This window comes from Pseudomonas syringae KCTC 12500 (assembly GCF_000507185.2).
GTDB classification, from domain to species: Bacteria; Pseudomonadota; Gammaproteobacteria; order Pseudomonadales; family Pseudomonadaceae; genus Aquipseudomonas; species Aquipseudomonas syringae.
Genome location: NZ_AYTM02000002.1, coordinates 4,351,096 through 4,373,050 on the forward strand (window position 1 = coordinate 4,351,096; position 21,955 = coordinate 4,373,050).

Below are 21,955 nucleotides of genomic sequence, written 5' to 3' on the forward strand. Positions count from 1 at the left end.
ATATCCAGTCGGGCTATGAGTCAACGACGCAACCACACGCCCGACTTTAGGCATGGATGCATCGTTGGTCTCGCCAACCAGAAGGTGTTCGCACCACGGCATGCTGCCGAGAATGTTGATACGAACGCTCTGTGACCGGAGTCACGAGCAGGCTACTCCCCAACAAGGGCCGCCACTATAGCCATGTGAATGTGAAAAATATATGTACGAGGCCGAGTGAGGGCAAAAAAAACCCCATCACGAGGATGGGGTTCTTCTGATGCCTGCTTTCGTGCTTACACTTGAACAGCCGGGATGTTGGCGTTCGCAGCGGCTTCACGGAACTCGGCGATCTGATCGAAGCTCAGGTAGCGGTACACGTCCGCTGCCATGGTGTCGATCTGGTTGGCGTAGCCCATGTACTCTTCAACCGTCGGCAGACGACCCAGAATAGAGGCAACGGACGCCAGCTCGGCCGAGGCCAGGTAGACGTTCGCGCCGTCACCCAGACGGTTCGGGAAGTTACGGGTCGACGTCGACACCACGGTCGCGTTCGGTTCCACGCGTGCCTGGTTACCCATGCACAGCGAGCAGCCCGGCATTTCCATGCGTGCGCCAGCCTTGCCGTAGATGCCGTAGTAGCCTTCCTCGGTCAACTGGTGAGCGTCCATCTTGGTCGGCGGCGACAGCCACAGACGCGTCGGCAGCTGGCCCTTGACCTGATCCAGCAACTTGCCCGCAGCGCGGAAGTGGCCGATGTTGGTCATGCAGGAGCCGATGAACACTTCGTCGATCTTCTCGCCCTGTACCGAAGACAGCAGGCGTGCATCGTCCGGATCGTTCGGCGCGCAGAGCACAGGCTCCTTGACGTCGGCCAGATCGATTTCGATGATTTCGGCGTACTCGGCGTCCTTGTCGGCTTCCAGCAGCTCTGGATTGGCAACCCAGGCTTCCATCGCCTGAGCACGACGCTCCAGGGTGCGAGGATCACCGTAACCCTGTTCGATCATCCAGCGCAGCAGGGTGATGTTCGAATTCAGGTATTCGATGATTGGCTCTTTGGCCAGCTTGATGGTGCAACCGGCAGCCGAACGTTCGGCAGAGGCGTCGGACAGCTCGAAAGCCTGTTCGATGCTCAGGTTGTCGAGGCCTTCGATCTCCAGAATACGACCGGAGAATGCGTTCTTCTTGCCTTTCTTCTCTACGGTCAGCAGGCCAGCCTGAATCGCGTAGTAAGGAATGGCGTGTACCAGGTCGCGCAGGGTGATGCCAGGTTGCATCTTGCCCTTGAAGCGAACCAGGATCGATTCAGGCATGTCCAGCGGCATGACGCCCGTTGCAGCAGCGAACGCCACCAGGCCGGAACCGGCCGGGAAGGAGATACCGATCGGGAAGCGGGTGTGCGAGTCGCCACCGGTGCCGACGGTGTCCGGCAGCAGCATGCGGTTCAGCCAGCTGTGGATGATGCCGTCGCCCGGACGCAGGGAAACGCCGCCGCGGGTCATGATGAAGTCAGGCAGCGTGTGGTGCGTCTTGACGTCGATCGGCTTCGGATAGGCCGCGGTGTGGCAGAACGACTGCATGACCAGATCGGTCGAGAAGCCCAGGCACGCCAGGTCTTTCAGTTCGTCGCGAGTCATCGGGCCAGTGGTGTCCTGGGAGCCGACGGTAGTCATCTTCGGTTCGCAGTAGGTGCCCGGGCGAACGCCCGCTACGCCGCATGCCTTGCCGACCATCTTCTGCGCCAGGGTGTAACCCTTGGTGCTTTCGGCTGGCTGGTCAGGTGTCTTGAACAGGTCGAACTCCGGCAGGCCCAGTTCGGCGCGCGCCTTGCTGGTCAGGCCACGGCCGATGATCAGTGGAATACGGCCGCCAGCGCGGACTTCGTCGAGCAGCACCGGGGTCTTCATTTCGAAGGTGGTGATGACTTCGTCGCTGTCGTGCTTGCAGACCTTTCCAGCGTAGGGATAGACGTCGATCACGTCACCCATGTTGATGTTCGAGACATCGAATTCGATTGGCAGAGCGCCAGCATCTTCCATGGTGTTGTAGAAGATCGGAGCAATTTTGCTGCCGAAGCAGAAACCGCCGGCACGCTTGTTCGGGACGTAAGGGACGTCGTCGCCGAAGAACCAGAGTACCGAGTTGGTTGCCGATTTACGCGAGGAACCGGTACCGACCACGTCACCGACGTAGGCAATCGGGAAGCCCTGACCGCGCATTTCTTCGATCTGCTTCATCGGGCCGATGGCGCCCTGTACGTCAGGGATGATGCCTTCACGGGCCATTTTCAGCATGGCCAGCGCGTGCAGCGGGATGTCCGGGCGCGACCAGGCATCAGGGGCAGGCGACAGGTCGTCGGTGTTGGTTTCGCCGGTGACCTTGAAGACGCGCAGGCTGATCTTGTCGGCCAGCGTCGGGCGCTTCTTGAACCACTCGCCGTCAGCCCAGGACTGCAGAACAGCCTTGGCGTGCGCATTGCCGTTCTTGGCTTTTTCGGCCACGTCGTGGAAGGCATCGAACATCAGCAGGGTGTGCTTGAGTTGTTCGGCTGCGACCGGCGCGAGGGTGGCGTCGTCGAGCAGTTCAACCAGGGTGACGATGTTGTAGCCACCTTGCATGGTGCCGAGTAGTTCGGTGGCGCGTTTTCTGTCGATCAGGGGAGAAGTGGCTTCGCCCTTGGCCAGGGCAGACAGGAAACCGGCCTTGACGTAGGCAGCTTCGTCAACGCCTGGCGGAACGCGATTGGTGATCAGATCGACAAGGAAAGCTTCTTCGCCAGCCGGAGGATTCTTCAGCAGCTCGACCAGGCCTGCAGTTTGTTCGGCGTTAAGCGGCTGGGGCACGATGCCCTGGGCGGCACGCTCTTCGATATGTTTACGGTAGGCTTCAAGCACAGTATTAACCCTCATCAGTGGTCCCAAATGGGTGTCCGGGACGCTCATCCAGAAATCGCCCGTACCCACGCAAGGCTTATTGAGCCTTGTTGGCAGGGTGTCGGTGATTCCTAACAGAAGCTGTTTTCAAAGTTTTACGCCTGCAGGGCGGGGGGAGTAGCGGTCGACACGGCCATTCGTGATGAGGGAATGGCCTGTCGACGCCGCACTGCGGGATTAACTTGACTGTGCTCGTGACGCTTTGAAAACAGCTTCCAACGGACATTGGCGCCTTAAAAGGCTCGCTGATTCTACGCCAAAACTTTGCCAAAGGTAAGTTAGCCCCTACATCTTCGGGGGTGAACTTGCTTAGACAAAGGGCTAACATGAGCCCTTGTTTCGCCTTCCCCAGTCCTGCCTGACATGCCCGATTACATTATCAAAACCCCCTGCGTCGGCCTTTGCTCCACTGTTTACGGGGATCTGGTGTGCCGTGGCTGCAAGCGCTTCCACCACGAGGTCATCCACTGGAACGGCTATAACGAAGACGAAAAAAGAGCCGTCTGGCTGCGCCTGGAGCAACTGCTGGTCCAGGTGATGACTGCCAAGCTCGAAGTCTTCGATGCCGACAAGCTGCGTGCGCAGCTCACCCAGCGCAAGATCCGCTTTGTGCCGCACCAGTCCGAATATTGCTGGGCTTACCAGTTGATCGCCCGTGGCGCGCGGGTCATCAGCCAGGTCGAGGCTTACGGTTTCGTGCTGTTGCCGGAGTTTCGCGACTGGACGCTGCCGGAACTGCGCGATGCGATCGACCGCGAGTTTTTCCTGCTGTCCGAGGCGCACTATCAGCGCTATATCGCGCCAGGGTTTCTGCGCGACGCATTCGGCGCCTGACAAACCCGGCATGCTTTTGTGTCGCGAGGCATCGTTGCTGCTCGTATAATGCGCGGCCGTGCCTCTCCGTCATTCTGTGAGCCTATGTACCCGATCCCTGAAATCGAAGCCTTTCTGCTTTGCCGCACACCCGACAGCTGGGTCCAGGCCGCGCTGCGCAATCTGGACATCCTGCTGATCGACCATGCGAACAACGAGAAGAAGGCCGCCGGGGCTGCGTTCCAGTTCATGTTTCAGTACAACGACAAGTTCGACCTGTTGAGCAAGATGTCACGTCTGGCCCGGGAAGAGCTGCGCCATTTCGAGCAAGTCATCAGCATCATCAGAAAGCGCCAGATCCCCATGGCCAACATCAGCTCGGCCCGCTATGCCGGAGCGCTGCGCAAGCTGGTGCGCAATCACAACCCGTACCGGCTGACCGATGCGCTGATCGTCGGTGCCATTGTCGAGGCTCGTTCCTGTGAGCGCTTTGCCGCGCTGGTGCCGCATCTGGACGAAGAATTGGCCAAATTCTATGGCGGTTTGCTGAAGTCCGAAGCGCGGCACTTTCAGGACTACCTCAAGCTGGCTTACAGCTACGGCGACAAGGCTGATGTCGATGCCAAGATCGAGGAGATCCGTCTGGCCGAGCGTGAGCTGATCGAAAGCCCTGACGAAGAGTTCCGTTTTCACAGTGGCGTACCTGTCGCCGCCTGATTCCTCTCGCGTTCCCTCCAAAAACGACCGTCTTGCCAGCGGTCGTTTTTTTATGGGCATTTAGTAAGCAAGCTAATAAATGCTTTGACAACGGCTGCCTAGGCAGTAATATTTTGCAATCACTGCTTAGGCAGCTATCTGGGTCAGTTCATGAAACATTTCAGCCCCGACAATTTTGAATCCAGCCTTATCGGGCTGCTGGTCGGTCGTACCAATGCGCTCAAAGACCGCATGCTCGACAAGTACCTGCTGCCCTATGACGTGACGTTCGCGCAGTTCAAGGTGCTGATCATCATTGCCCAGTTTTCTACCGATACCCCGGTGGAATTGTGTCGGCACCTGTCGCTGGACAGCGGTTCGATGACCCGCATGCTCGATCGCCTGGAACAGAAAGGGCTGGTGGTGCGCCAGCGCTCCGCGACCGATCGTCGTCAGGTGCGTCTGGCACTGACCGAGCAGGGGCAGGCGCTCTGCGATCTGCTGCCGCAGATTGGCGCGGACGCGATGAACGACACGTTCGCGGCGCTCGACAGTGACGAGGTCGAGAGCCTGAAAAGAATTCTCACCAAGGTGCTGGTGGCGGCTGATGACCACATCACCCTGACTCGTTTGAGCTTCAACCCCAAAGCTAAACGCTGAGCGGCCGACGCATTGGCAGGCGTGAGCCTGATCGCCGTCGTTCCGTCGCTTCGCTGATTAAAGGTAACTGCCATGGCCACTGCTGCCGCTGAAAACACATCTGCCCCGGCTCCTGAACAGGAACCGAAGTCCGGCAAGCGCAAGTTCATGCTGATCGGGCTTGCCATTGTCGTGGTGATCCTCGCACTGGGCATCTGGGCCTGGTACGAGATCTACGGCCAATGGAGCGAAGAGACCGACGACGCCTATGTCAATGGCAATGTGGTCGAAATCACCCCGCTGGTCACCGGAACCGTCATCAGTATTGGTGCGGACGATGGTGATCTGGTGCACGCAGGGCAGGTTCTGCTCAAGTTCGACCCGAGCGATGCCGAAGTTTCGCTGCAAAGCGCCGAGGCCAATCTGGGCAAGGTTGTGCGCCAGGTGCGCGGCCTCTACAGCAACGTCGATGGCATGAAAGCGCAGCTGGCCGCACAGCGTGCTGCGGTGCAGACCGCTCAGGACAACTACAACCGTCGTCGCAGTCTCGCAGCCGGCGGGGCGATTTCCCAGGAAGAGCTGTCGCACGCCAGAGACAGCCTGACCAGCGCGCAGAGCGCTCTGAACAACATTCAGCAGCAGTTGAGCACTAGCGTGGCACTGGTCGATGACACCGTGGTGTCCTCGCACCCGGACGTCAAGGCCGCCGCCGCGCAGTTGCGTCAGGCCTACCTGGCCAACGCGCGTTCGACGCTGGTGGCACCGGTCACCGGTTACGTCGCCAAGCGCACCGTGCAGTTGGGGCAGCGCATTCAACCGGGCACTGCAACCATGGCGGTCATTCCGCTGGACCAGTTGTGGATCGATGCCAACTTCAAGGAAACCCAACTGGGCAAGATGCGCATTGGTCAGCCGGTGGAGATCAGCTCCGACCTGTATGGCAGCGATGTGAAGTACAACGGCACCATCGACAGCCTGGGGGCCGGCACCGGCAGTGCCTTTGCATTGCTGCCTGCGCAGAACGCCACTGGCAACTGGATCAAGATTGTCCAGCGTGTGCCAGTGCGGGTGCACATCAACCCTGAAGAGCTGGCGAAGTACCCGTTGCGCATCGGCCTGTCGACCACGGTTGAGGTCAACCTGCACGACCAGAGCGGCCCGGTCCTGGCGCAACAGCCGCGCAAGCAGGCCGCTTTCAGCACTCAGGTGTACACCGAGCAGCTGGCTGACGCCGACGCGCTGATCGCCCGCCTGATTCACGAGAACAGTGCGCCCGGTGGCAAGACTGCCGTTCAGCGCTGAACCGCTAATCCGTGAGCCCCCGCCTTCCGGTCGGGGTGTCGCATTCGTCTTCAGGGATTCGCGATGAGCAACAACGCCCCCGCTTCTTTTACCCCGCCAAGCCTGTTGCTGTGCACCATCGGTCTGTCGCTAGCGACCTTCATGCAGGTGCTCGATACCACGATTGCCAACGTGGCGCTGCCGACCATCGCCGGCAACCTGGGGGTCAGTTCGGAGCAGAGTACCTGGGTGATCACCTCGTTTGCGGTCAGCAACGCGATTGCCTTGCCGCTGACCGGCTGGCTCAGTCGTCGCTTCGGTGAGGTCAAGCTGTTCCTGTGGGCCACCATTCTGTTCGTGATCGCTTCGTTTCTGTGCGGCATTTCCCAGTCCATGCCGGAACTGGTGGGCTTCCGGGCGCTGCAGGGGATGGTCGCCGGCCCGCTGTATCCGATGAGCCAGACCCTGCTGATTGCGGTGTACCCGCCCGCCAAAAGGGGCATGGCCCTGGCATTGCTGGCGATGGTGACGGTGGTGGCGCCCATTGCCGGGCCGATCCTCGGTGGCTGGATCACCGACAGCTATAGCTGGCCGTGGATCTTCTTCATCAACATCCCCATCGGCCTGTTCGCTGTGTTGGTGGTACGTAGCCAGATGGCCAAAAGGCCGGTCAGCACAGCCCGCCAACCGCTGGACTACATTGGCCTGCTGGCGCTGATTATCGGTGTGGGCGCGCTGCAGATAGTGCTCGACAAGGGTAATGATCTGGACTGGTTCGAGTCGAACTTCATCATCTTCGGCTCGCTGATTTCGCTGATCGCGCTAGTCTTTTTCGTCATCTGGGAAATGACCGACAAGCACCCGATCGTCAACCTGCGCCTGTTTGCCTACCGCAATTTCCGCATCGGCACGCTGGTCATGATCGGCGGCTATTCCGGCTTCTTCGGCATCAACCTGATCTTGCCGCAGTGGTTGCAGACCCAGATGGGCTATACCGCGACCTGGGCGGGGCTGGCCGTCGCACCGATTGGCATCCTGCCGGTGCTGATGTCGCCCTTTGTCGGCAAGTACGCGCACAAGTTCGACTTGCGTCTACTGGCCGGGCTGGCGTTCCTGGCGATGGGGCTGAGCTGCTTCATGCGTGCAGGCTTCAACACCGACGTGGATTTCGAACACGTGGCGATGGTGCAACTGTTCATGGGCATCGGCGTGGCGCTGTTCTTCATGCCCACTCTGAGTATTCTGCTGTCCGACCTGCCGCCCAATCAGATCGCCGATGGATCTGGACTGGCAACCTTCCTGCGCACCCTGGGCGGCAGCTTCGCAGCCTCGCTGACCACCTGGATCTGGATCCGCCGCGCCAACCAGCATCATGCCTACCTGAGCGAAAACATCAGCACCTTCGACCCCGCCACCCGCCACGCCCTCGACAGCCTGGGCGGCGCCAGCCCACAAGCCTACGCGCAACTGGAACGCACCCTCAACGCCCAGGCCTACATGATGTCCACCGTGGATTACTTCTACCTGCTGGGCTGGATATTCGCAGGACTGATCCTGCTCGTCTGGCTGGCCAAACCCCCATTCGCCGCCAAGGCCGGGCCTGCGGCAGGGGGCGGGCACTAGTTTCTTGTGCGCTTATCTGAACCGTGCCTTTGGCCAAACTGCTCTAAAGTGCTTTTTCAACCGCGATTGCACTGACGACGCAGAACCGCTGTGTGACGCAGAGCGTCACGAACTGCATTCCCACGCGGAGCATGGGAACGATAGTCAACCATCCAGCTTTTCGGGGTCAGTTCACGCGATCCCGCATCATCAATTCAACAGCGCAAGCGTCTCGGGCACAAAGTCGAACGAACTCAGATTGAAACCCTGCTCATCCACCTGCAACACCCAGCCCTGACGATCCCAGTCACCCAACACAATGCGTCTGGCCGCCTGATCGCCAATCTGCAACTTATGAATCGCCGGACGATGAGTGTGGCCGTGGACCAACGTACGCACACCGAACTGCTGCATGATCCGCGGCACCTCGTCCGGCGTCACATCGACAATATCATTGGCTTTCATACGGGTTTGCGCACGGCTCTCATTACGCAACTTGCGCGCCAGCTTGTGCCGAGTGCCCAGCGGCAAATGGCGCAGAATGAACAGCGTCAGCGGATGGCGCAGATAGCGACGCATCCGGATATAGCCTTCATCGCGCGTGCACAGACTGTCGCCGTGCATCAGCAGCACCGGCTCACCGTTTAACTGCACGACGCTGGGGTCACTCAGCAGCGTGCAGCCCGCTGCCTTGCAGAAACCCTTGCCGAGCATGAAATCACGGTTGCCGTGCATCAGAAAAATTCGTGTGCCGCTGTCGCTCAATTCGCGCAGGGCCTTGCAGATCGAAAGCTGGAACGGCGACATCGCATCGTCACCGATCCAGACTTCAAAGAAATCCCCGAGGATGTACAGCGACTCGGCTTCGCGAGCGCGTCCTGCGAGCAGATCCAGAAACGCCCGGGTAATGTCCGGGCGCTCCTGTTCAAGGTGCAGATCGGAGATCAGCAGTATCACTCAACAATCTCGGCTTTCTCGATGATCACGTCTTCTACCGGGACGTCCTGATGGCCGGCCTTGCTGGAAGTCGCCACGCCTTTGATCTTGTCGACCACGTCAGTGCCTTCGATCACTTCACCGAATACAGCGTAACCCCAGCCCTGAACGGTCTTGGCGCTGTGGTTCAGGAAGGCGTTGTCAGCGACGTTGATGAAGAACTGCGCAGAGGCCGAATGCGGTTCCATGGTACGGGCCATGGCGACGCTGTACTTCTTGTTCGGCAGACCGTTGTCGGCTTCGTTCTGAATGCTCGGGCGCTTGTCTTTCTTTTCTTTCATGCCAGGCTCGAAACCGCCGCCCTGAACCATGAAGTTGCCGATCACGCGGTGGAAAACCGTGTTCTCGTAGTGGCCGGCTTTAACGTATTCGATGAAGTTGGCAACGGTCAGCGGCGCTTTTTCTTCGTTCAGTTGCAGCACGATGTCGCCGTGGTTGGTAGTCAGCTTTACATTAGGCATTTGGGAAGTCGCTCTCTAGTCATGCATGAATGGGCAGATTATGACCCTGACGCGCAGTTTACAGACGAGGTTACATTTTTCAGCGCTTTTGCAGCTTTTATGCCTTCAAATACGCAGTCTGTTGTCAGGGACTTGACAGCTTCGGCTATGATAAGCGCTTTGATTTAGTCGGCCTACCCTGGCCGCGCACGTATGTCCAAGGATCCTATGAGCAAGCCCACTCCAGAACCCGCTGCCCATTCAAAGGCAGGTCCAGCCGTACCGACCAATTTCCTGCGTCCTATCGTGCAGGCAGACCTGGACTCGGGCAAGCACAGCAAAATCGTGACCCGCTTTCCGCCGGAGCCCAATGGCTACCTGCACATCGGTCACGCCAAGTCGATCTGCGTGAACTTCGGTCTGGCCAAGGAGTTCGGTGGCGATACGCACCTGCGTTTCGATGACACCAACCCGGCCAAGGAAGACCAGGAATACATCGACGCCATCATGAGTGACGTCAAGTGGCTGGGCTTCGAGTGGGCGGGCGAAGTGCGCTACGCCTCGCAGTATTTCGACCAGTTGCACGACTGGGCGGTCGAGCTGATCAAGGCAGGCAAGGCCTATGTGGACGATCTGACCCCCGAGCAGGCGCGCGAATATCGCGGCACCCTGACCGAGCCGGGCAAGAACAGTCCGTTCCGCGAGCGTGGCGTCGAGGAAAACCTCGACCTGTTCGCGCGCATGAAAGCCGGCGAATTCGAGGATGGCGCGCGTGTACTGCGCGCCAAGATCGACATGGCCTCGCCGAACATGAACCTGCGTGATCCGATCATCTACCGCATTCGTCATGCGCATCACCATCAGACCGGCGACAAGTGGTGCATCTATCCGATCTATGACTTCACCCACGGTCAGTCGGATGCCCTCGAAGGCATCACCCACTCGATCTGCACCCTGGAGTTCGAGAGCCATCGCCCGCTGTACGACTGGTTCCTCGACAACCTGCCGGTGCCGTGCAAACCGCGTCAGTATGAGTTCTCGCGTCTGAACCTGAACTACACCATCACCAGCAAGCGCAAGCTCAAGCAACTGGTCGACGAGAAGCACGTCAGTGGTTGGGACGACCCGCGCATGTCGACGCTGTCGGGCTTCCGTCGCCGTGGCTACACGCCGAAATCGATTCGCAATTTCTGCGAAATGATCGGCACCAACCGCTCTGACGGCGTGGTCGATTTCGGCATGCTCGAATTCAGCATCCGCGACGACCTGGACCACAGCGCGCCGCGCGCCATGTGTGTACTGCGCCCGCTGAAAGTGGTCATCACCAATTATCCGGAAGGCCAGATCGAGAAGCTGGAGTTGCCGCGCCACCCCAAAGAAGACCTGGGCATGCGCGAGCTGCCGTTCTCGCGGGAGCTCTACATCGACCGCGACGATTACATGGAAGAGCCGCCGAAAGGCTACAAGCGTCTGGAGCCGAACGGTGAAGTGCGTTTGCGTGGCAGCTATGTGATCCGCGCAGATGAAGCGATCAAGGATGCCGACGGCAACATCGTCGAGCTGCATTGCTCCTACGACCCGGAAACGTTGGGCAAGAACCCAGAAGGCCGCAAGGTCAAGGGCGTCGTGCACTGGGTGCCAGCCGCCGAGAGCGTAGAGTGCGAAGTGCGTCTGTACGATCGCCTGTTCCGTTCGCCGAACCCGGAAAAAGCCGAAGAGGGCGCAAGCTTTCTGGACAACATCAACCCGGACTCCCTGCAAGTACTGACCGGTTGTCGCGCCGAGCCCTCGTTGGGCCAAGCGCAACCGGAAGACCGTTTCCAGTTCGAACGCGAAGGTTATTTCTGCGCGGACATCAAGGACTCCAAACCTGGTCGACCTGTCTTCAACCGCACCGTGACGTTGCGGGATTCCTGGACCTGATGCTGTACGTTTGAGGGGGAGCACGTGCTTTCTATCTACAACACGCTCACCAAGAGCAAAGAAGTTTTCAAGCCGCTGGATGGCAACAAGGTACGCATGTACGTCTGCGGGATGACCGTGTACGACTACTGCCACCTGGGCCATGGCCGCAGCATGGTTGCGTTCGATCTGGTGACGCGCTGGCTGCGTTTCAGTGGTTATGAACTGACCTATGTGCGCAACATCACCGATATCGACGACAAGATCATCAACCGGGCGCGGGAAAACGGTGAGTCGTTCGACGCACTGACCGCGCGCATGATCTATGCCATGCACGAGGACGAGGCGCGCCTCAATATCCTCAAGCCGGACATGGAGCCGCGTGCCACCGATCATATCCCTGGCATGCACGCCATGATCCAGGCCCTTATCGACAAGGGCTATGCCTACGCGCCGGGTAATGGCGATGTGTATTATCGGGTCGGCAAGTTTCAGGGTTACGGCAAGCTGTCGCGCAAGAAGATCGAAGACCTGCGCATCGGTGCTCGCATCGAAGTGGACGAGTCCAAGGAAGATCCGCTGGACTTCGTCCTCTGGAAAGGCGTCAAGCCGGGCGAGCCGAGCTGGGAGTCGCCCTGGGGTGCAGGACGTCCAGGCTGGCATATCGAGTGCTCGGTGATGTCGACCTGCTGCCTGGGCGAGACCTTCGATATTCATGGCGGCGGCAGCGACCTCGAGTTTCCGCACCATGAAAACGAAATCGCCCAGAGCGAAGCGGCCACCGGCAAGACCTACGCCAATGCCTGGTTGCACTGCGGCATGATTCGCATCAATGGCGAGAAGATGTCCAAGTCCCTGAACAACTTCTTCACCATTCGCGACGTGCTGGAAAAATATCACCCGGAAGTGGTGCGTTACCTGCTGGTGTCGAGCCACTACCGCAGCGCGATCAACTATTCCGAAGACAGCCTGCGTGAGTCGAAGGCGGCACTGGAGCGGTTCTATCACGCGCTCAAGGGCCTGCCGGTCGCCGAACCTGCGGGTGGCGAGGCGTTCGTCGAGCGTTTCAGCACGGCGATGAACGATGACTTCGGTACGCCTGAAGCCTGCGCCGTGCTGTTCGAGATGGTTCGCGAGATCAATCGTCTGCGCGAATCCGATATCGCAGCAGCGGCGGGTCTGGCGGCGCGCTTGAAGCAACTGGCCAGCGTGCTGGGTGTCCTGCAACTCGAAGCCGACGACTTTTTGCGCGCTGGCGCGGAAGGGCGGGTCGATGCGGCTGAAGTGGAGGCGCTGATTCAGGCGCGTCTGGCTGCGCGTGCCGCGAAAGACTGGGCTGAGTCCGACCGTATCCGCGACCAGATCACCGCCATGGGCGTTCTGCTGGAAGACGGCAAGGGCGGCACCACCTGGCGTCTGGCGGACTGATCAAGGACTATTCCTGAAACACTATCGTGCCCACTCCGCGTGGGCATGCTGTTCTGGACGCTCCGCGTCCTGTCCTCGATGATGTGCTGCCTGCCGAGCGTCAAACACTAAACGATCCGCTGCTCCCGCAACCGCTTGTACAGCGTGTTGCGGCTGACGCCCAGACGTTTGGCCAGCCGTGAAATATTCCCGCCTGCCGCTTGAAACAATTGGCCGAGGTCTTCGCTCGAGTGAAGGCGCGTGGCCGACTCCTGAGTCCTGACCGGGGCACGGCATTCCTCATCCGCGTGAGCATCGAGCAGAAAGTCCTCGGGCAGATGGTCAGTGCCGATCGGCTGTTCGTCGGCCAGTGCCAGTGCTACCTGAATCACACTGTTGAGCTGGCGCAGGTTGCCCGGCCAGGGGTGACGCTCGAACAACTCAAGCACTTCTCTGGAGAAGCCCGCGCGCTGATGAGCATCACGGTGCCGCTCCCAGATTCGCTGGACAAGCGCATGTTTGTCCGTCCGCTCGCGCAGGGGCGGGAGTTCGATGCTCAGGCCGCTGATCCGGTAATAAAGATCCTGGCGAAAAAGCCCCGCCTGGACCTGATCGCGCAGGCCTCGGTTGGTGGCTGAAATCAGGCGAATATCGACCGGATACAACTCGCTGCTGCCCAATGGCTGAACGCAGCGCTCTTGCAGCACACGCAGCAGTCGCGCCTGCACCGGCATCGGCATGTCGCCCACCTCATCCAGAAACAGCGTGCCTTTGTCGGCCTTGCGGATCAGGCCGATGCTGCCTTTCTGGTTGGCCCCGGTGAAGGCGCCTCTTTCATAGCCAAACAGCTCGGCCTCGACCAGTTCGGCCGGGATCGCCGCACAATTGACCGCGATCAGCGGCTGGCTGGCGCGCGCACTGGCCTGATGCAGGGCTTTGACAAAGACTTCCTTGCCGACCCCGGTTTCACCATGAATGAGCAGCGGGATGTCTTTTTCCAGCAGCCGCTGCGCCTGACGCACAGCCTTCTCGACCTTCGCATCGCCCAGGCTGATCGCCTGCAGATCAAGGTTTCGTGGTGCAGCAGGCACCTGCGCAGCCTGGACGCAATGCAGCTTCAGTGGTTTGCGAGTCGGGCGCTTGAGCAGGCATTGAAAGCGATTGTTGCCAAATGCATGCAGCGCAAACGGACGCGCTTCGGTTTCGCTGAGCAATTGCAGGATCGGACATTTGAACAGCGTCTCGATGCTGGCACCGGCCGGAGCCGTCCCCAGCAAAGTGTCGGCACGCCGATTGGCGCACAGGATCTGGCCACTTTCGTCAAAAATCAGCAGGCCGGCCCACTGGCTGTCGAGGTTGTTCAGACCGGTATTGAAGATCAGCTGGAAGTGGGAGTCGCGAAACTGGTCGAGGATCAGGCGGTTTTCCACCGACTGGCTCATCATCTTGACCATGCCCAGCGTGTGCGAGGGTGGCAGGAAGCTGTCACTGGACACATCCAGCACGGCAATGATGCGCCTATCAGCATCGAAGATCGGTGAGGCCGAACCGGTCATGAAGCGGTTGGCCTTGAGGAAATGCTCGTCCGGTTCGATATGAATGGCCTGCTCGCACGCCAGCGCTGTGCCGATGGCATTGGTGCCCGTGCCGCGCTCGCTCCAGCTGGCACCTGGCATGAAGCCCTGAGCCTGGGACGATTCGACGAAGCGCTGCGCACCCCATGACTTGAGCAACTGACCTTGAGGGTCGGCCAGCAGAATCAGACAGCTGGAGTTGCTGAGAATGTTTTCGTAGACCGGCAGGACCTCCTGATGGGTGGTCTGTACCAGTCCGTTATGGCGCTCCAGCAACCTGGAAACCTCCGCCCCCGGTAATTGGCCGAATGACGGGCGCGTCTGATGACTGAGGCCGAAGTCCCGGCAACGGGTCCATGAATCCTGAACGATGATGTCGTGAGCAAGCGAAGCGCTGGTTTGAGACATGAGGATGCCTGCGAATATGACGTATTGTTTTTGTTTTTAGGTCCCGTCGGCGTGACCATCCTTGCCCGCAACGTCCGTCCAGTGTCGTTCAGTTTTGTTCAAAGTCAATGTTCATTTTGTTCAAGTGTTCAGTATTTTCTGTTCATTATTGTTCAGCTGTGAAAGCCGTTTCGTCCCCTGAATAGGGGCGAACCCTCTGTTTCGGGCCTCACCGGCAATCTGCCTGAGCTGGCACGAATGTCGCTATCTGCAAACAGTCACGCATTCACCCTTAAGAAAAAAACAACAAAGGGCACGCCATGTCACTCACGCTGGAGCATGTCAGTCGCGCCGTCGATGGCCAGGTCTGGATCGACGACGCTTCCCTGAGCTTTGAGCCGGGATCATTCAACGTTCTGCTGGGGCGCACCCTGTCCGGCAAAACCAGCCTCATGCGCCTGATGGCCGGGCTGGACAAGCCGGACAGCGGGCGAGTGCTGATGAACGGAGTCGATGTCACCAATCGTCCGGTTCGCCTGCGCAACGTCTCGATGGTTTATCAGCAGTTCATCAATTACCCGAGCATGACGGTGTTCGAAAACATCGCTTCGCCGCTGCGCCAGGCGGGTCTTTCCAAAGACGTGATCCACAGCCGGGTGCAGGAAACCGCGAAGATGCTACGCATCGAAAAATTCCTGCAACGCCATCCCCTCGAACTGTCCGGTGGGCAGCAGCAGCGCACCGCGATGGCCAGGGCGCTGGTCAAGGACGCCGAGCTGATCCTCTTCGACGAACCGCTGGTCAACCTCGACTACAAGCTGCGCGAAGAGCTGCGTCAGGAAATGCGCGAGCTGTTTGCCGCTCGCCATACCATCGCCATCTACGCCACCACCGAGCCCAATGAAGCGCTGGCGCTGGGCGGCACCACCACTATCCTGCATGAAGGGCGGGTGGTGCAGAGCGGCAAGACCCCCGAGGTCTATCATCGACCTGCGACTGTGCTGGCCGCCGAGCTGTTCTCCGAACCGCCGATCAACCTAATGCCGGGCCGTATAGAGGGCAATGAAGTCAGCTTCGCCAATTTCGTGCACTTCCCGCTCAACGTCGACCTGCGTGCCGTCGGCGATGGCGAGTATCGTTTCGGTGTGCGCCCCAGCCATTTAAGCCTGGTGCCGTCCAACGATGACGATCTGGAGCTGGCGGTTACTGTCGAGCTGGCGGAAATCAGTGGTTCGGAAACCTTCCTGCATGTGCGCAACGAGCTGTTCTCACTGGTCCTGCATCTGCCGGGCGTGCATGCCTACGACGTCGATGCGGCGATCCGGGTGTACATCCCGACCCACAAATTGTTTGTATTCGATCAGCAGGGCGGCCTGATTCAGGCGCCGGGCCTGCGTATGGCGAGGGTTGCCTGATGGCCGAGATCCGCTTGCAGAACCTCGCGCACAGCTACAGCACCAAGCCTGGTCCTGACGACTATGCAATTCGCGAGATGAGTCACGTCTGGGAGCAGGGCGGTGCTTATGCGCTGCTCGGGCCTTCCGGGTGTGGCAAGTCAACCCTGCTCAATATCATTTCCGGCCTGCTCAGTCCGTCGCAGGGGCAGGTGCTTTTTGACTCGAAAGTGGTCAATGAGCTGCCTCCTGAGCGCCGTAACATCGCTCAGGTTTTCCAGTTTCCGGTGATCTACGACACCATGACGGTGTTCGATAATCTGGCCTTTCCATTGCGCAATCAGGGCATGGACGAGGCGCGGATTCTCATCAAGGTCAACGAAATTGCCGATGTCCTGGACCTGCAGCCGCTGCTGAAAAAGAAGGCGCGCAACCTAAGCGCGGACGAAAAGCAGAAGGTCTCCATGGGCCGCGGGCTGGTGCGCGATGACGTGTCGGCGATCCTCTTCGACGAACCACTGACCGTTATCGACCCGCACCTGAAGTGGAAACTGCGGCGCAAGCTCAAGCAGATCCACGAGCAGTTCAATATCACCATGGTCTACGTCACCCACGATCAACTGGAGGCGTCGACCTTCGCCGACAAGATCGCCGTGATGTATGGCGGACAGATCGTCCAGTTCGGCACGCCGCGGGAGCTGTTCGAGAAGCCGTCGCACACCTTTGTCGGCTATTTCATCGGTAGCCCGGGGATGAATCTGATTGATGTCACGCCGCAGCCGGGCGGCGTCGGTTTTGCCGATATTCACCTGCCGCTGCCTGAGTCGTTGCAGCAGAAGCTCGCCAATACGCCGTGGAAAACGCTGAAAGTGGGTATTCGTCCTGAGTTCGTGCATGTCTGGGACGGGCCTTACGACGATGCGATGTGCGCCGACGTGACCTATGTGGAAGACCTCGGCACTTACAAGATCATCACCCTGAAACTGGCCGGACAACTGCTGAAGGTGCGTCTGCAGGAAGACAAACCGGTGCCGCAAGGCCAGGCCTGGATCAGCTTTCCGGGGCAATGGCTGATGCTCTATGCAGATGATTACCTGATCGAAGCCGGCCCTGCCAGTGAGGTGTCCCATGCGTAAGGTTCAGAACAACAAGGCCTGGTGGCTGGTGATGCCGGTGTTTCTGCTGGTGGCATTCAGCGCGATTATCCCGATGATGACCGTGGTCAACTATTCGGTGCAGGACATTTTCGACCAGTCCAGCCGTTATTTCGTCGGCACCGACTGGTTCCGGCAGGTCTTGCAGGACCCGCGACTGCACGACTCGCTGTTGCGCCAGTTCATCTATTCGGGATGCGTGCTGCTGATCGAGATTCCGCTGGGCATCGCGATTGCCCTGACCATGCCGACCAAGGGGCGCTGGTCGTCGTTGTGCCTGATCGTGATGACCATTCCACTGCTGATCCCGTGGAACGTAGTCGGCACTATCTGGCAGATCTTCGGCCGTGGTGATATCGGCTTGCTGGGTTACACGCTGAACAACGTGCTGGGCATCAACTACAACTACGCCGCCAATGCCTCGGATGCCTGGGTGACGGTGCTGGTCATCGATGTCTGGCACTGGACCTCGCTGGTTGCCTTGCTCTGCTATTCGGGGCTGCGGGCGATTCCGGATGTGTATTACCAGGCGGCGCGCATCGATCGTGCGTCAGGCTGGGCGATCTTCCGGCATATCCAGTTGCCCAAAATGAAAAGCGTGCTGCTGATTGCGGTGATGTTGCGCTTCATGGACAGCTTCATGATCTACACCGAGCCGTTCGTGCTGACCGGTGGCGGGCCGGGTAACTCCACCACTTTCCTCAGTCAGACCCTGACCACCATGGCGCTCGGGCAGTTCGACCTGGGGCCTGCGGCCGCGTTCTCGCTGGTGTATTTCCTGATCATTCTGTTGGTGTCATGGGTGTTCTACACCGCCATGACTCACAGCGAAAAGAATTGAGGGGCTGGTCATGAGTCTGCGCAAAATCATACCGCTGTGGATTTACCTGTTGTTTCTGCTGGTGCCGATCTACTGGCTGATCAATATGTCGTTCAAGACCAATACCGAGATCCTCGGTGGCCTGACCCTGTGGCCGCAGGATTTCACCCTGGCCAACTACAAGGTGATCTTCACCGACGAGAGCTGGTACAGCGGTTACCTCAACTCGCTGTACTACGTGTGCCTCAATACCGTGATATCGCTAAGCGTCGCATTGCCGGCAGCCTACGCGTTTTCACGCTATCGTTTTCTCGGCGACAAGCACCTGTTCTTCTGGCTGCTGACCAACCGCATGGCGCCACCGGCAGTCTTCCTGCTGCCGTTTTTTCAGCTGTATTCGTCCATCGGCCTGTTTGACACGCACATCGCCGTGGCACTGGCGCACTGCCTGTTCAACGTTCCGCTGGCTGTATGGATTCTGGAGGGCTTCATGTCCGGCGTTCCCAAGGAAATCGACGAAACGGCCTACATCGACGGTTATAGCTTTCCCAAGTTTTTCGTGAAGATTTTCATTCCACTGATTGGTTCGGGTATCGGCGTCACCGCGTTTTTCTGCTTCATGTTCTCTTGGGTCGAGCTGTTGCTGGCGCGCACCCTGACGTCGGTGAACGCCAAGCCGATCGCTGCGGTGATGACCCGCACCGTGTCGGCATCGGGTATCGATTGGGGGGTGCTGGCGGCGGCAGGGGTGTTGACCATTCTGCCGGGCATGCTGGTGATCTGGTTCGTTCGCAACCATGTGGTCAAGGGCTTTGCTCTTGGTCGTGTCTGAGGAGTCGAAAAAATGGAGTGGATGTCCTGGACACTGCCCACTGCGGCCTTCTTCATCAGCATTGCGCTGCTGCTGGCAGGGATGACCGTATGGGAATTGCGCTCGGCAAGTATCGAGCGTCGTGGTTTTCTGCCGATTGCCACCACCCGTGGCGACCGTCTTTTCATTGGGCTTCTGGGCAGCGCTTATCTGCATTTGCTGGTAATCGGCGCGACGGACTGGAACATCTGGATCGCGTCCGGGGCTTCCCTGGTGTGGCTGTTGGTGGTGATGCGATGGGGTTAGAGAGCGGCCGGGCGCGGTTGCCGGGGTGATCCGGTCGGCGGCATTGGAAAAGCGGGACTACATGAAAGCAACCTGGAGATGACTATGTTCAATAAGAAAAACAAGCTGCAACATAGCGTGACGCTGGCAACCATGATCATGCTCAGCGGGTTGAGTGTTTCAGCCTGGGCGGATAAGTACGAAGATAAGGCAAAGGAATGGGCGAAGGAGTTCAAGCCGAGTACGCTTTCCGATGACGAGCAGTTGAAAGAGCTGAAGTGGTTCATCGAAGCTGCCAAGCCGTTTCGTGGCATGGACATCAAGGTGGTGTCGGAAACCCTGACCACCCATGAATACGAATCCAAGACCCTGGCCAAGGCGTTCACCGAAATCACCGGTATCAAAGTCACCCATGACTTGCTGCAGGAAGGTGATGTCATCGAAAAGCTGCAGACCGCCATGCAGTCGGACAAGAGCATCTATGACGGCTGGGTCAACGACTCGGACCTGATCGGTACGCACTTCCGCTACGGCAAGGCCCTGTCTCTGACGGATCTGATGGCCAGTCCGGAAGGCAGTAAAGTCACCTCGCCGACGCTGGACCTGAAAGACTTCATCGGCACCTCGTTTACCACCGCTCCAGACGGCAAGCTTTATCAGCTGCCTGATCAGCAGTTCGCCAATCTGTACTGGTTCCGTGCCGACTGGTTCGAACGTCCCGACCTGAAAAAGAAATTCAAGGACAAGTACGGCTATGAGTTGGGCGTTCCGGTCAACTGGTCGGCTTACGAGGACATTGCCAAGTTCTTCAGCGAAGACGTCAAGGAGATCGACGGCAAGAAAGTCTTCGGTCACATGGACTATGGCAAGAAAGACCCGTCACTGGGCTGGCGTTTCACCGATGCCTGGTTCTCCATGGCCGGCAGCGGCGACAAGGGTTTGCCTAACGGTCTGCCGGTGGACGAGTGGGGTATTCGTGTCGAAGACTGCCATCCGGTCGGCTCCAGCATTACCCGGGGTGGTGACACCAACGGCCCGGCGGCAGTGTTCGCCACACAGAAATACATCGACTGGCTGAAAGCCTATGCGCCGCCGGAAGCTGCGGGCATGACCTTCTCCGAATCCGGACCGGTGCCTTCGCAGGGTAACGTCGCGCAACAAATCTTCTGGTACACCGCCTTTACTGCCGACATGACCAAGCCAGGCCTGCCGGTGATGAATGCTGACGGCACGCCGAAGTGGCGCATGGCGCCTTCGCCAAAAGGCCCTTACTGGAAAGAAGGCATGAAGCTCGGCTATCAGGACGTCGGTTCATGGACGTTCCTGAAGTCGTCCGACGAGAAAAAGCGCCTGGCCGCCTGGCTGTATGCGCAATTCGTGACCTCGAAAAGCGTTTCGCTGAAGAAAACCATCGTCGGCCTGACGCCGATTCGCGAGTCGGATATCAATTCCAAGGAGATGACCGAGCTGGCGCCTAAACTGGGTGGTCTGGTGGAGTTCTATCGCAGCCCGGCACGCGTGCAATGGTCGCCTACCGGCACCAATGTGCCTGACTATCCGAAGCTGGCACAGCTGTGGTGGAGCCATGTGGCCGAGGCGGTCACCGGCGAGAAGACTGCGCAGGAGGCCCTCGACGGTCTGGCCAAGGACCAGGATGCAATCATGACGCGCATCGAGCGTTCCAAGGTTCAGGAAGCCAGCAAGTGTGCGCCGAAGATGAATCCGGAAACCACTGCAGAAGCCTGGTACAAAAAGGCCGAAGAGAGCAACGGCAAGTTCCTCGCGCCACAGCGTAAGCTGGCCAACGAGAAACCCAAGGGTGAAACCATCGCCTACGCTGACCTGCTGAAAAGCTGGGAGGCAGCCAAGAAGTAAGGTTTTGTCGAGGTAAAAAAAACGGCACCTTCAAGGTGCCGTTTTTTATCGCCGCAGGCTGATCAGTCGTGCAGGGTTTCTGCCGCGTACAGCGTGTTTTCCAGCAGGCAGGCGCGGGTCATGGGGCCGACGCCGCCTGGAACCGGAGTGATCCAGCCGGCGCGGGGCAGGGCAGTCTCGTAAACCACGTCGCCTACCAGCTTGCCGTCTTCCTGGCGATTGATGCCGACATCAATGACGATCGCGCCCTGCTTGATCCATTCGCCTTTGACGAGGCCCGGCTTGCCGGCGGCAACTACCACAAGATCGGCACGACCCACGTGGCCTGCCAGATCCTTGGTGAAACGGTGGGTCACCGTGACGGTGCAGCCCGCCAGCAGCAGTTCCATCGCCATCGGGCGGCCGACGATGTTGGACGCGCCGACGACGACGGCATCCAGACCGTACAGGTCGACACCGGTGCTTTCGAGCAGGGTCATGATGCCTTTGGGCGTGCACGGACGCAGCAGCGGAATGCGCTGGGCGAGGCGACCCACGTTATAAGGATGGAAACCGTCCACGTCCTTGTCCGGGCGAATGCGCTCCAGCAGCAGCGAAGCGTCAAGGTGCGCGGGCAAGGGCAGTTGCAGCAGGACGCCGTCGACAGCGGCATCCTCATTGAGGCGGTCGATCAGATCGGTCAGTGCTGCCTGAGTGGTATCAGCGGGCAAGTCGTAAGCCTGGGAGATAAAACCGACTTCCTCGCAGTCCTTGCGCTTGTGAGAGACATAGACCTGGGAGGCGGGGTCGCTGCCGACCAGAATCACCGCGAGGCCCGGCGTACGCAGACCTTGCTGGCTACGTTCGGCGACACGTTTGGCGATCTGCTGGCGCAGGCTGGCGGCGATCGCCTTGCCGTCGATTAGTTTTGCAGTCATGACGCGTGGTTAACCATCGAGAGGAAAAAAATGAGCGCGCATTCTCT

18 protein-coding genes are annotated in these 21,955 nt (G+C 59.2%); 13 read left to right on the forward strand and 5 right to left on the reverse strand.

Annotation, left to right across the window (positions count from 1 at the left end; all coding sequences use genetic code 11):
- Positions 1–275 precede the first annotated feature (275 nt).
- Positions 276–2,876 (reverse strand): bifunctional aconitate hydratase 2/2-methylisocitrate dehydratase, encoded by a 2,601-nt coding sequence (acnB, locus tag V476_RS19765; protein WP_024959163.1) that lies wholly within the window; start codon positions 2,874–2,876, stop codon positions 276–278.
- 402 nt (positions 2,877–3,278) lie between these two features.
- On the opposite strand from acnB, the gene V476_RS19770 reads away from it, so the two are divergent.
- From V476_RS19770 to V476_RS19790, 5 genes are all read left to right on the forward strand, one after another.
- Positions 3,279–3,749 (forward strand): DUF1289 domain-containing protein, encoded by a 471-nt coding sequence (locus tag V476_RS19770; protein ID WP_002554470.1) that lies wholly within the window; start codon positions 3,279–3,281, stop codon positions 3,747–3,749.
- Positions 3,750–3,833: 84 nt separating this feature from the next.
- On the forward strand, positions 3,834–4,445 hold the full coding sequence (locus tag V476_RS19775) for a MiaE family protein (RefSeq protein ID WP_003368536.1): 612 nt from the start codon (positions 3,834–3,836) through the stop codon (positions 4,443–4,445).
- Between the two features lie 150 nt (positions 4,446–4,595).
- The gene (locus V476_RS19780; RefSeq protein WP_003318886.1) at positions 4,596–5,084 is read left to right on the forward strand and encodes a MarR family winged helix-turn-helix transcriptional regulator; all 489 of its coding nucleotides are present in this window, start codon (positions 4,596–4,598) and stop codon (positions 5,082–5,084) included.
- 72 nt (positions 5,085–5,156) lie between these two features.
- On the forward strand, positions 5,157–6,365 hold the full coding sequence (locus V476_RS19785; RefSeq protein ID WP_003390683.1) for an HlyD/EmrA/EmrK family protein: 1,209 nt from the start codon (positions 5,157–5,159) through the stop codon (positions 6,363–6,365).
- 42 nt (positions 6,366–6,407) lie between these two features.
- Positions 6,408–7,967 (forward strand): DHA2 family efflux MFS transporter permease subunit, encoded by a 1,560-nt coding sequence (locus tag V476_RS19790; RefSeq protein ID WP_227443053.1) that lies wholly within the window; start codon positions 6,408–6,410, stop codon positions 7,965–7,967.
- A gap of 189 nt (positions 7,968–8,156) precedes the next feature.
- Here V476_RS19790 and lpxH read toward each other — a convergent pair whose 3' ends face one another.
- Together lpxH and V476_RS19800 are read right to left on the reverse strand one after the other, a co-directional pair.
- Entirely contained in the window at positions 8,157–8,903 is a 747-nt protein-coding gene (gene lpxH / locus V476_RS19795) for a UDP-2,3-diacylglucosamine diphosphatase (RefSeq protein ID WP_003390679.1), read from the reverse strand.
- Positions 8,900–9,403 carry a peptidylprolyl isomerase gene (locus tag V476_RS19800; protein WP_003404493.1) on the reverse strand — a complete coding sequence of 168 codons (504 nt, stop codon included), beginning with the start codon at positions 9,401–9,403 and terminating at the stop codon, positions 8,900–8,902. The genes lpxH and V476_RS19800 overlap by 4 nt, the downstream gene beginning before the upstream one ends.
- A gap of 207 nt (positions 9,404–9,610) precedes the next feature.
- Between V476_RS19800 and V476_RS19805 the strand changes: the two genes are divergently transcribed.
- Together V476_RS19805 and cysS are read left to right on the forward strand one after the other, a co-directional pair.
- Positions 9,611–11,305, forward strand: a complete 1,695-nt coding sequence (locus V476_RS19805; protein WP_024959164.1) for a glutamine--tRNA ligase/YqeY domain fusion protein — start codon at positions 9,611–9,613, stop codon at positions 11,303–11,305.
- Between the two features lie 24 nt (positions 11,306–11,329).
- Entirely contained in the window at positions 11,330–12,712 is a 1,383-nt protein-coding gene (gene cysS / locus V476_RS19810; protein WP_024959165.1) for a cysteine--tRNA ligase, read from the forward strand.
- A 107-nt stretch (positions 12,713–12,819) separates the two neighbouring features.
- On the opposite strand, the gene V476_RS19815 is transcribed toward cysS, so the two are convergent.
- The gene (locus V476_RS19815) at positions 12,820–14,673 is read right to left on the reverse strand and encodes a sigma-54-dependent Fis family transcriptional regulator (RefSeq protein WP_024959166.1); all 1,854 of its coding nucleotides are present in this window, start codon (positions 14,671–14,673) and stop codon (positions 12,820–12,822) included.
- 299 nt (positions 14,674–14,972) lie between these two features.
- Here V476_RS19815 and V476_RS19820 point away from each other — a divergent pair, with 299 nt between their 5' ends.
- From V476_RS19820 to V476_RS19845, 6 genes are all read left to right on the forward strand, one after another.
- Complete coding sequence (locus V476_RS19820) at positions 14,973–16,067, forward strand: ABC transporter ATP-binding protein (protein ID WP_003315283.1); 1,095 nt, start codon at positions 14,973–14,975, stop codon at positions 16,065–16,067.
- Complete coding sequence (locus V476_RS19825) at positions 16,067–17,182, forward strand: ABC transporter ATP-binding protein (RefSeq protein ID WP_024639688.1); 1,116 nt, start codon at positions 16,067–16,069, stop codon at positions 17,180–17,182. The genes V476_RS19820 and V476_RS19825 overlap by 1 nt, the downstream gene beginning before the upstream one ends.
- Positions 17,175–18,041 (forward strand): carbohydrate ABC transporter permease, encoded by an 867-nt coding sequence (locus V476_RS19830; protein ID WP_002552729.1) that lies wholly within the window; start codon positions 17,175–17,177, stop codon positions 18,039–18,041. The genes V476_RS19825 and V476_RS19830 overlap by 8 nt, the downstream gene beginning before the upstream one ends.
- 10 nt (positions 18,042–18,051) lie before the next feature.
- Positions 18,052–18,852, forward strand: coding sequence for a carbohydrate ABC transporter permease (locus V476_RS19835; RefSeq protein ID WP_003315280.1), 801 nt, complete (start codon positions 18,052–18,054; stop codon positions 18,850–18,852).
- 12 nt (positions 18,853–18,864) lie between these two features.
- Complete coding sequence (locus V476_RS19840; protein WP_003315278.1) at positions 18,865–19,137, forward strand: DUF2160 domain-containing protein; 273 nt, start codon at positions 18,865–18,867, stop codon at positions 19,135–19,137.
- Between the two features lie 84 nt (positions 19,138–19,221).
- On the forward strand, positions 19,222–20,991 hold the full coding sequence (locus V476_RS19845) for an ABC transporter substrate-binding protein (RefSeq protein WP_024959167.1): 1,770 nt from the start codon (positions 19,222–19,224) through the stop codon (positions 20,989–20,991).
- A 62-nt stretch (positions 20,992–21,053) separates the two neighbouring features.
- Here V476_RS19845 and folD read toward each other — a convergent pair whose 3' ends face one another.
- A complete protein-coding gene (gene folD, locus V476_RS19850) occupies positions 21,054–21,908 on the reverse strand; it encodes a bifunctional methylenetetrahydrofolate dehydrogenase/methenyltetrahydrofolate cyclohydrolase FolD (protein ID WP_003304374.1) in 855 nt (284 codons plus the stop codon).
- Between the last annotated feature and the right edge of the window lie 47 nt (positions 21,909–21,955).

Bases quoted from the DNA above. Each gene is read 5' to 3' on its own strand.
- V476_RS19770 (WP_002554470.1), top strand. From the start codon at position 3,279: ATGCCCGATTACATTATCAAAACCCCCTGCGTCGGCCTTTGCTCCACT.
- V476_RS19775 (WP_003368536.1), top strand. From the start codon at position 3,834: ATGTACCCGATCCCTGAAATCGAAGCCTTTCTGCTTTGCCGCACACCC.
- V476_RS19780 (WP_003318886.1), top strand. From the start codon at position 4,596: ATGAAACATTTCAGCCCCGACAATTTTGAATCCAGCCTTATCGGGCTG.
- V476_RS19785 (WP_003390683.1), top strand. From the start codon at position 5,157: ATGGCCACTGCTGCCGCTGAAAACACATCTGCCCCGGCTCCTGAACAG.
- V476_RS19800 (WP_003404493.1), bottom strand. From the start codon at position 9,403: ATGCCTAATGTAAAGCTGACTACCAACCACGGCGACATCGTGCTGCAA.
- V476_RS19805 (WP_024959164.1), top strand. From the start codon at position 9,611: ATGAGCAAGCCCACTCCAGAACCCGCTGCCCATTCAAAGGCAGGTCCA.
- V476_RS19815 (WP_024959166.1), bottom strand. From the start codon at position 14,673: ATGTCTCAAACCAGCGCTTCGCTTGCTCACGACATCATCGTTCAGGAT.
- V476_RS19820 (WP_003315283.1), top strand. From the start codon at position 14,973: ATGTCACTCACGCTGGAGCATGTCAGTCGCGCCGTCGATGGCCAGGTC.
- V476_RS19825 (WP_024639688.1), top strand. From the start codon at position 16,067: ATGGCCGAGATCCGCTTGCAGAACCTCGCGCACAGCTACAGCACCAAG.
- V476_RS19830 (WP_002552729.1), top strand. From the start codon at position 17,175: ATGCGTAAGGTTCAGAACAACAAGGCCTGGTGGCTGGTGATGCCGGTG.
- V476_RS19835 (WP_003315280.1), top strand. From the start codon at position 18,052: ATGAGTCTGCGCAAAATCATACCGCTGTGGATTTACCTGTTGTTTCTG.
- V476_RS19840 (WP_003315278.1), top strand. From the start codon at position 18,865: ATGGAGTGGATGTCCTGGACACTGCCCACTGCGGCCTTCTTCATCAGC.
- V476_RS19845 (WP_024959167.1), top strand. From the start codon at position 19,222: ATGTTCAATAAGAAAAACAAGCTGCAACATAGCGTGACGCTGGCAACC.
- folD (WP_003304374.1), bottom strand. From the start codon at position 21,908: ATGACTGCAAAACTAATCGACGGCAAGGCGATCGCCGCCAGCCTGCGC.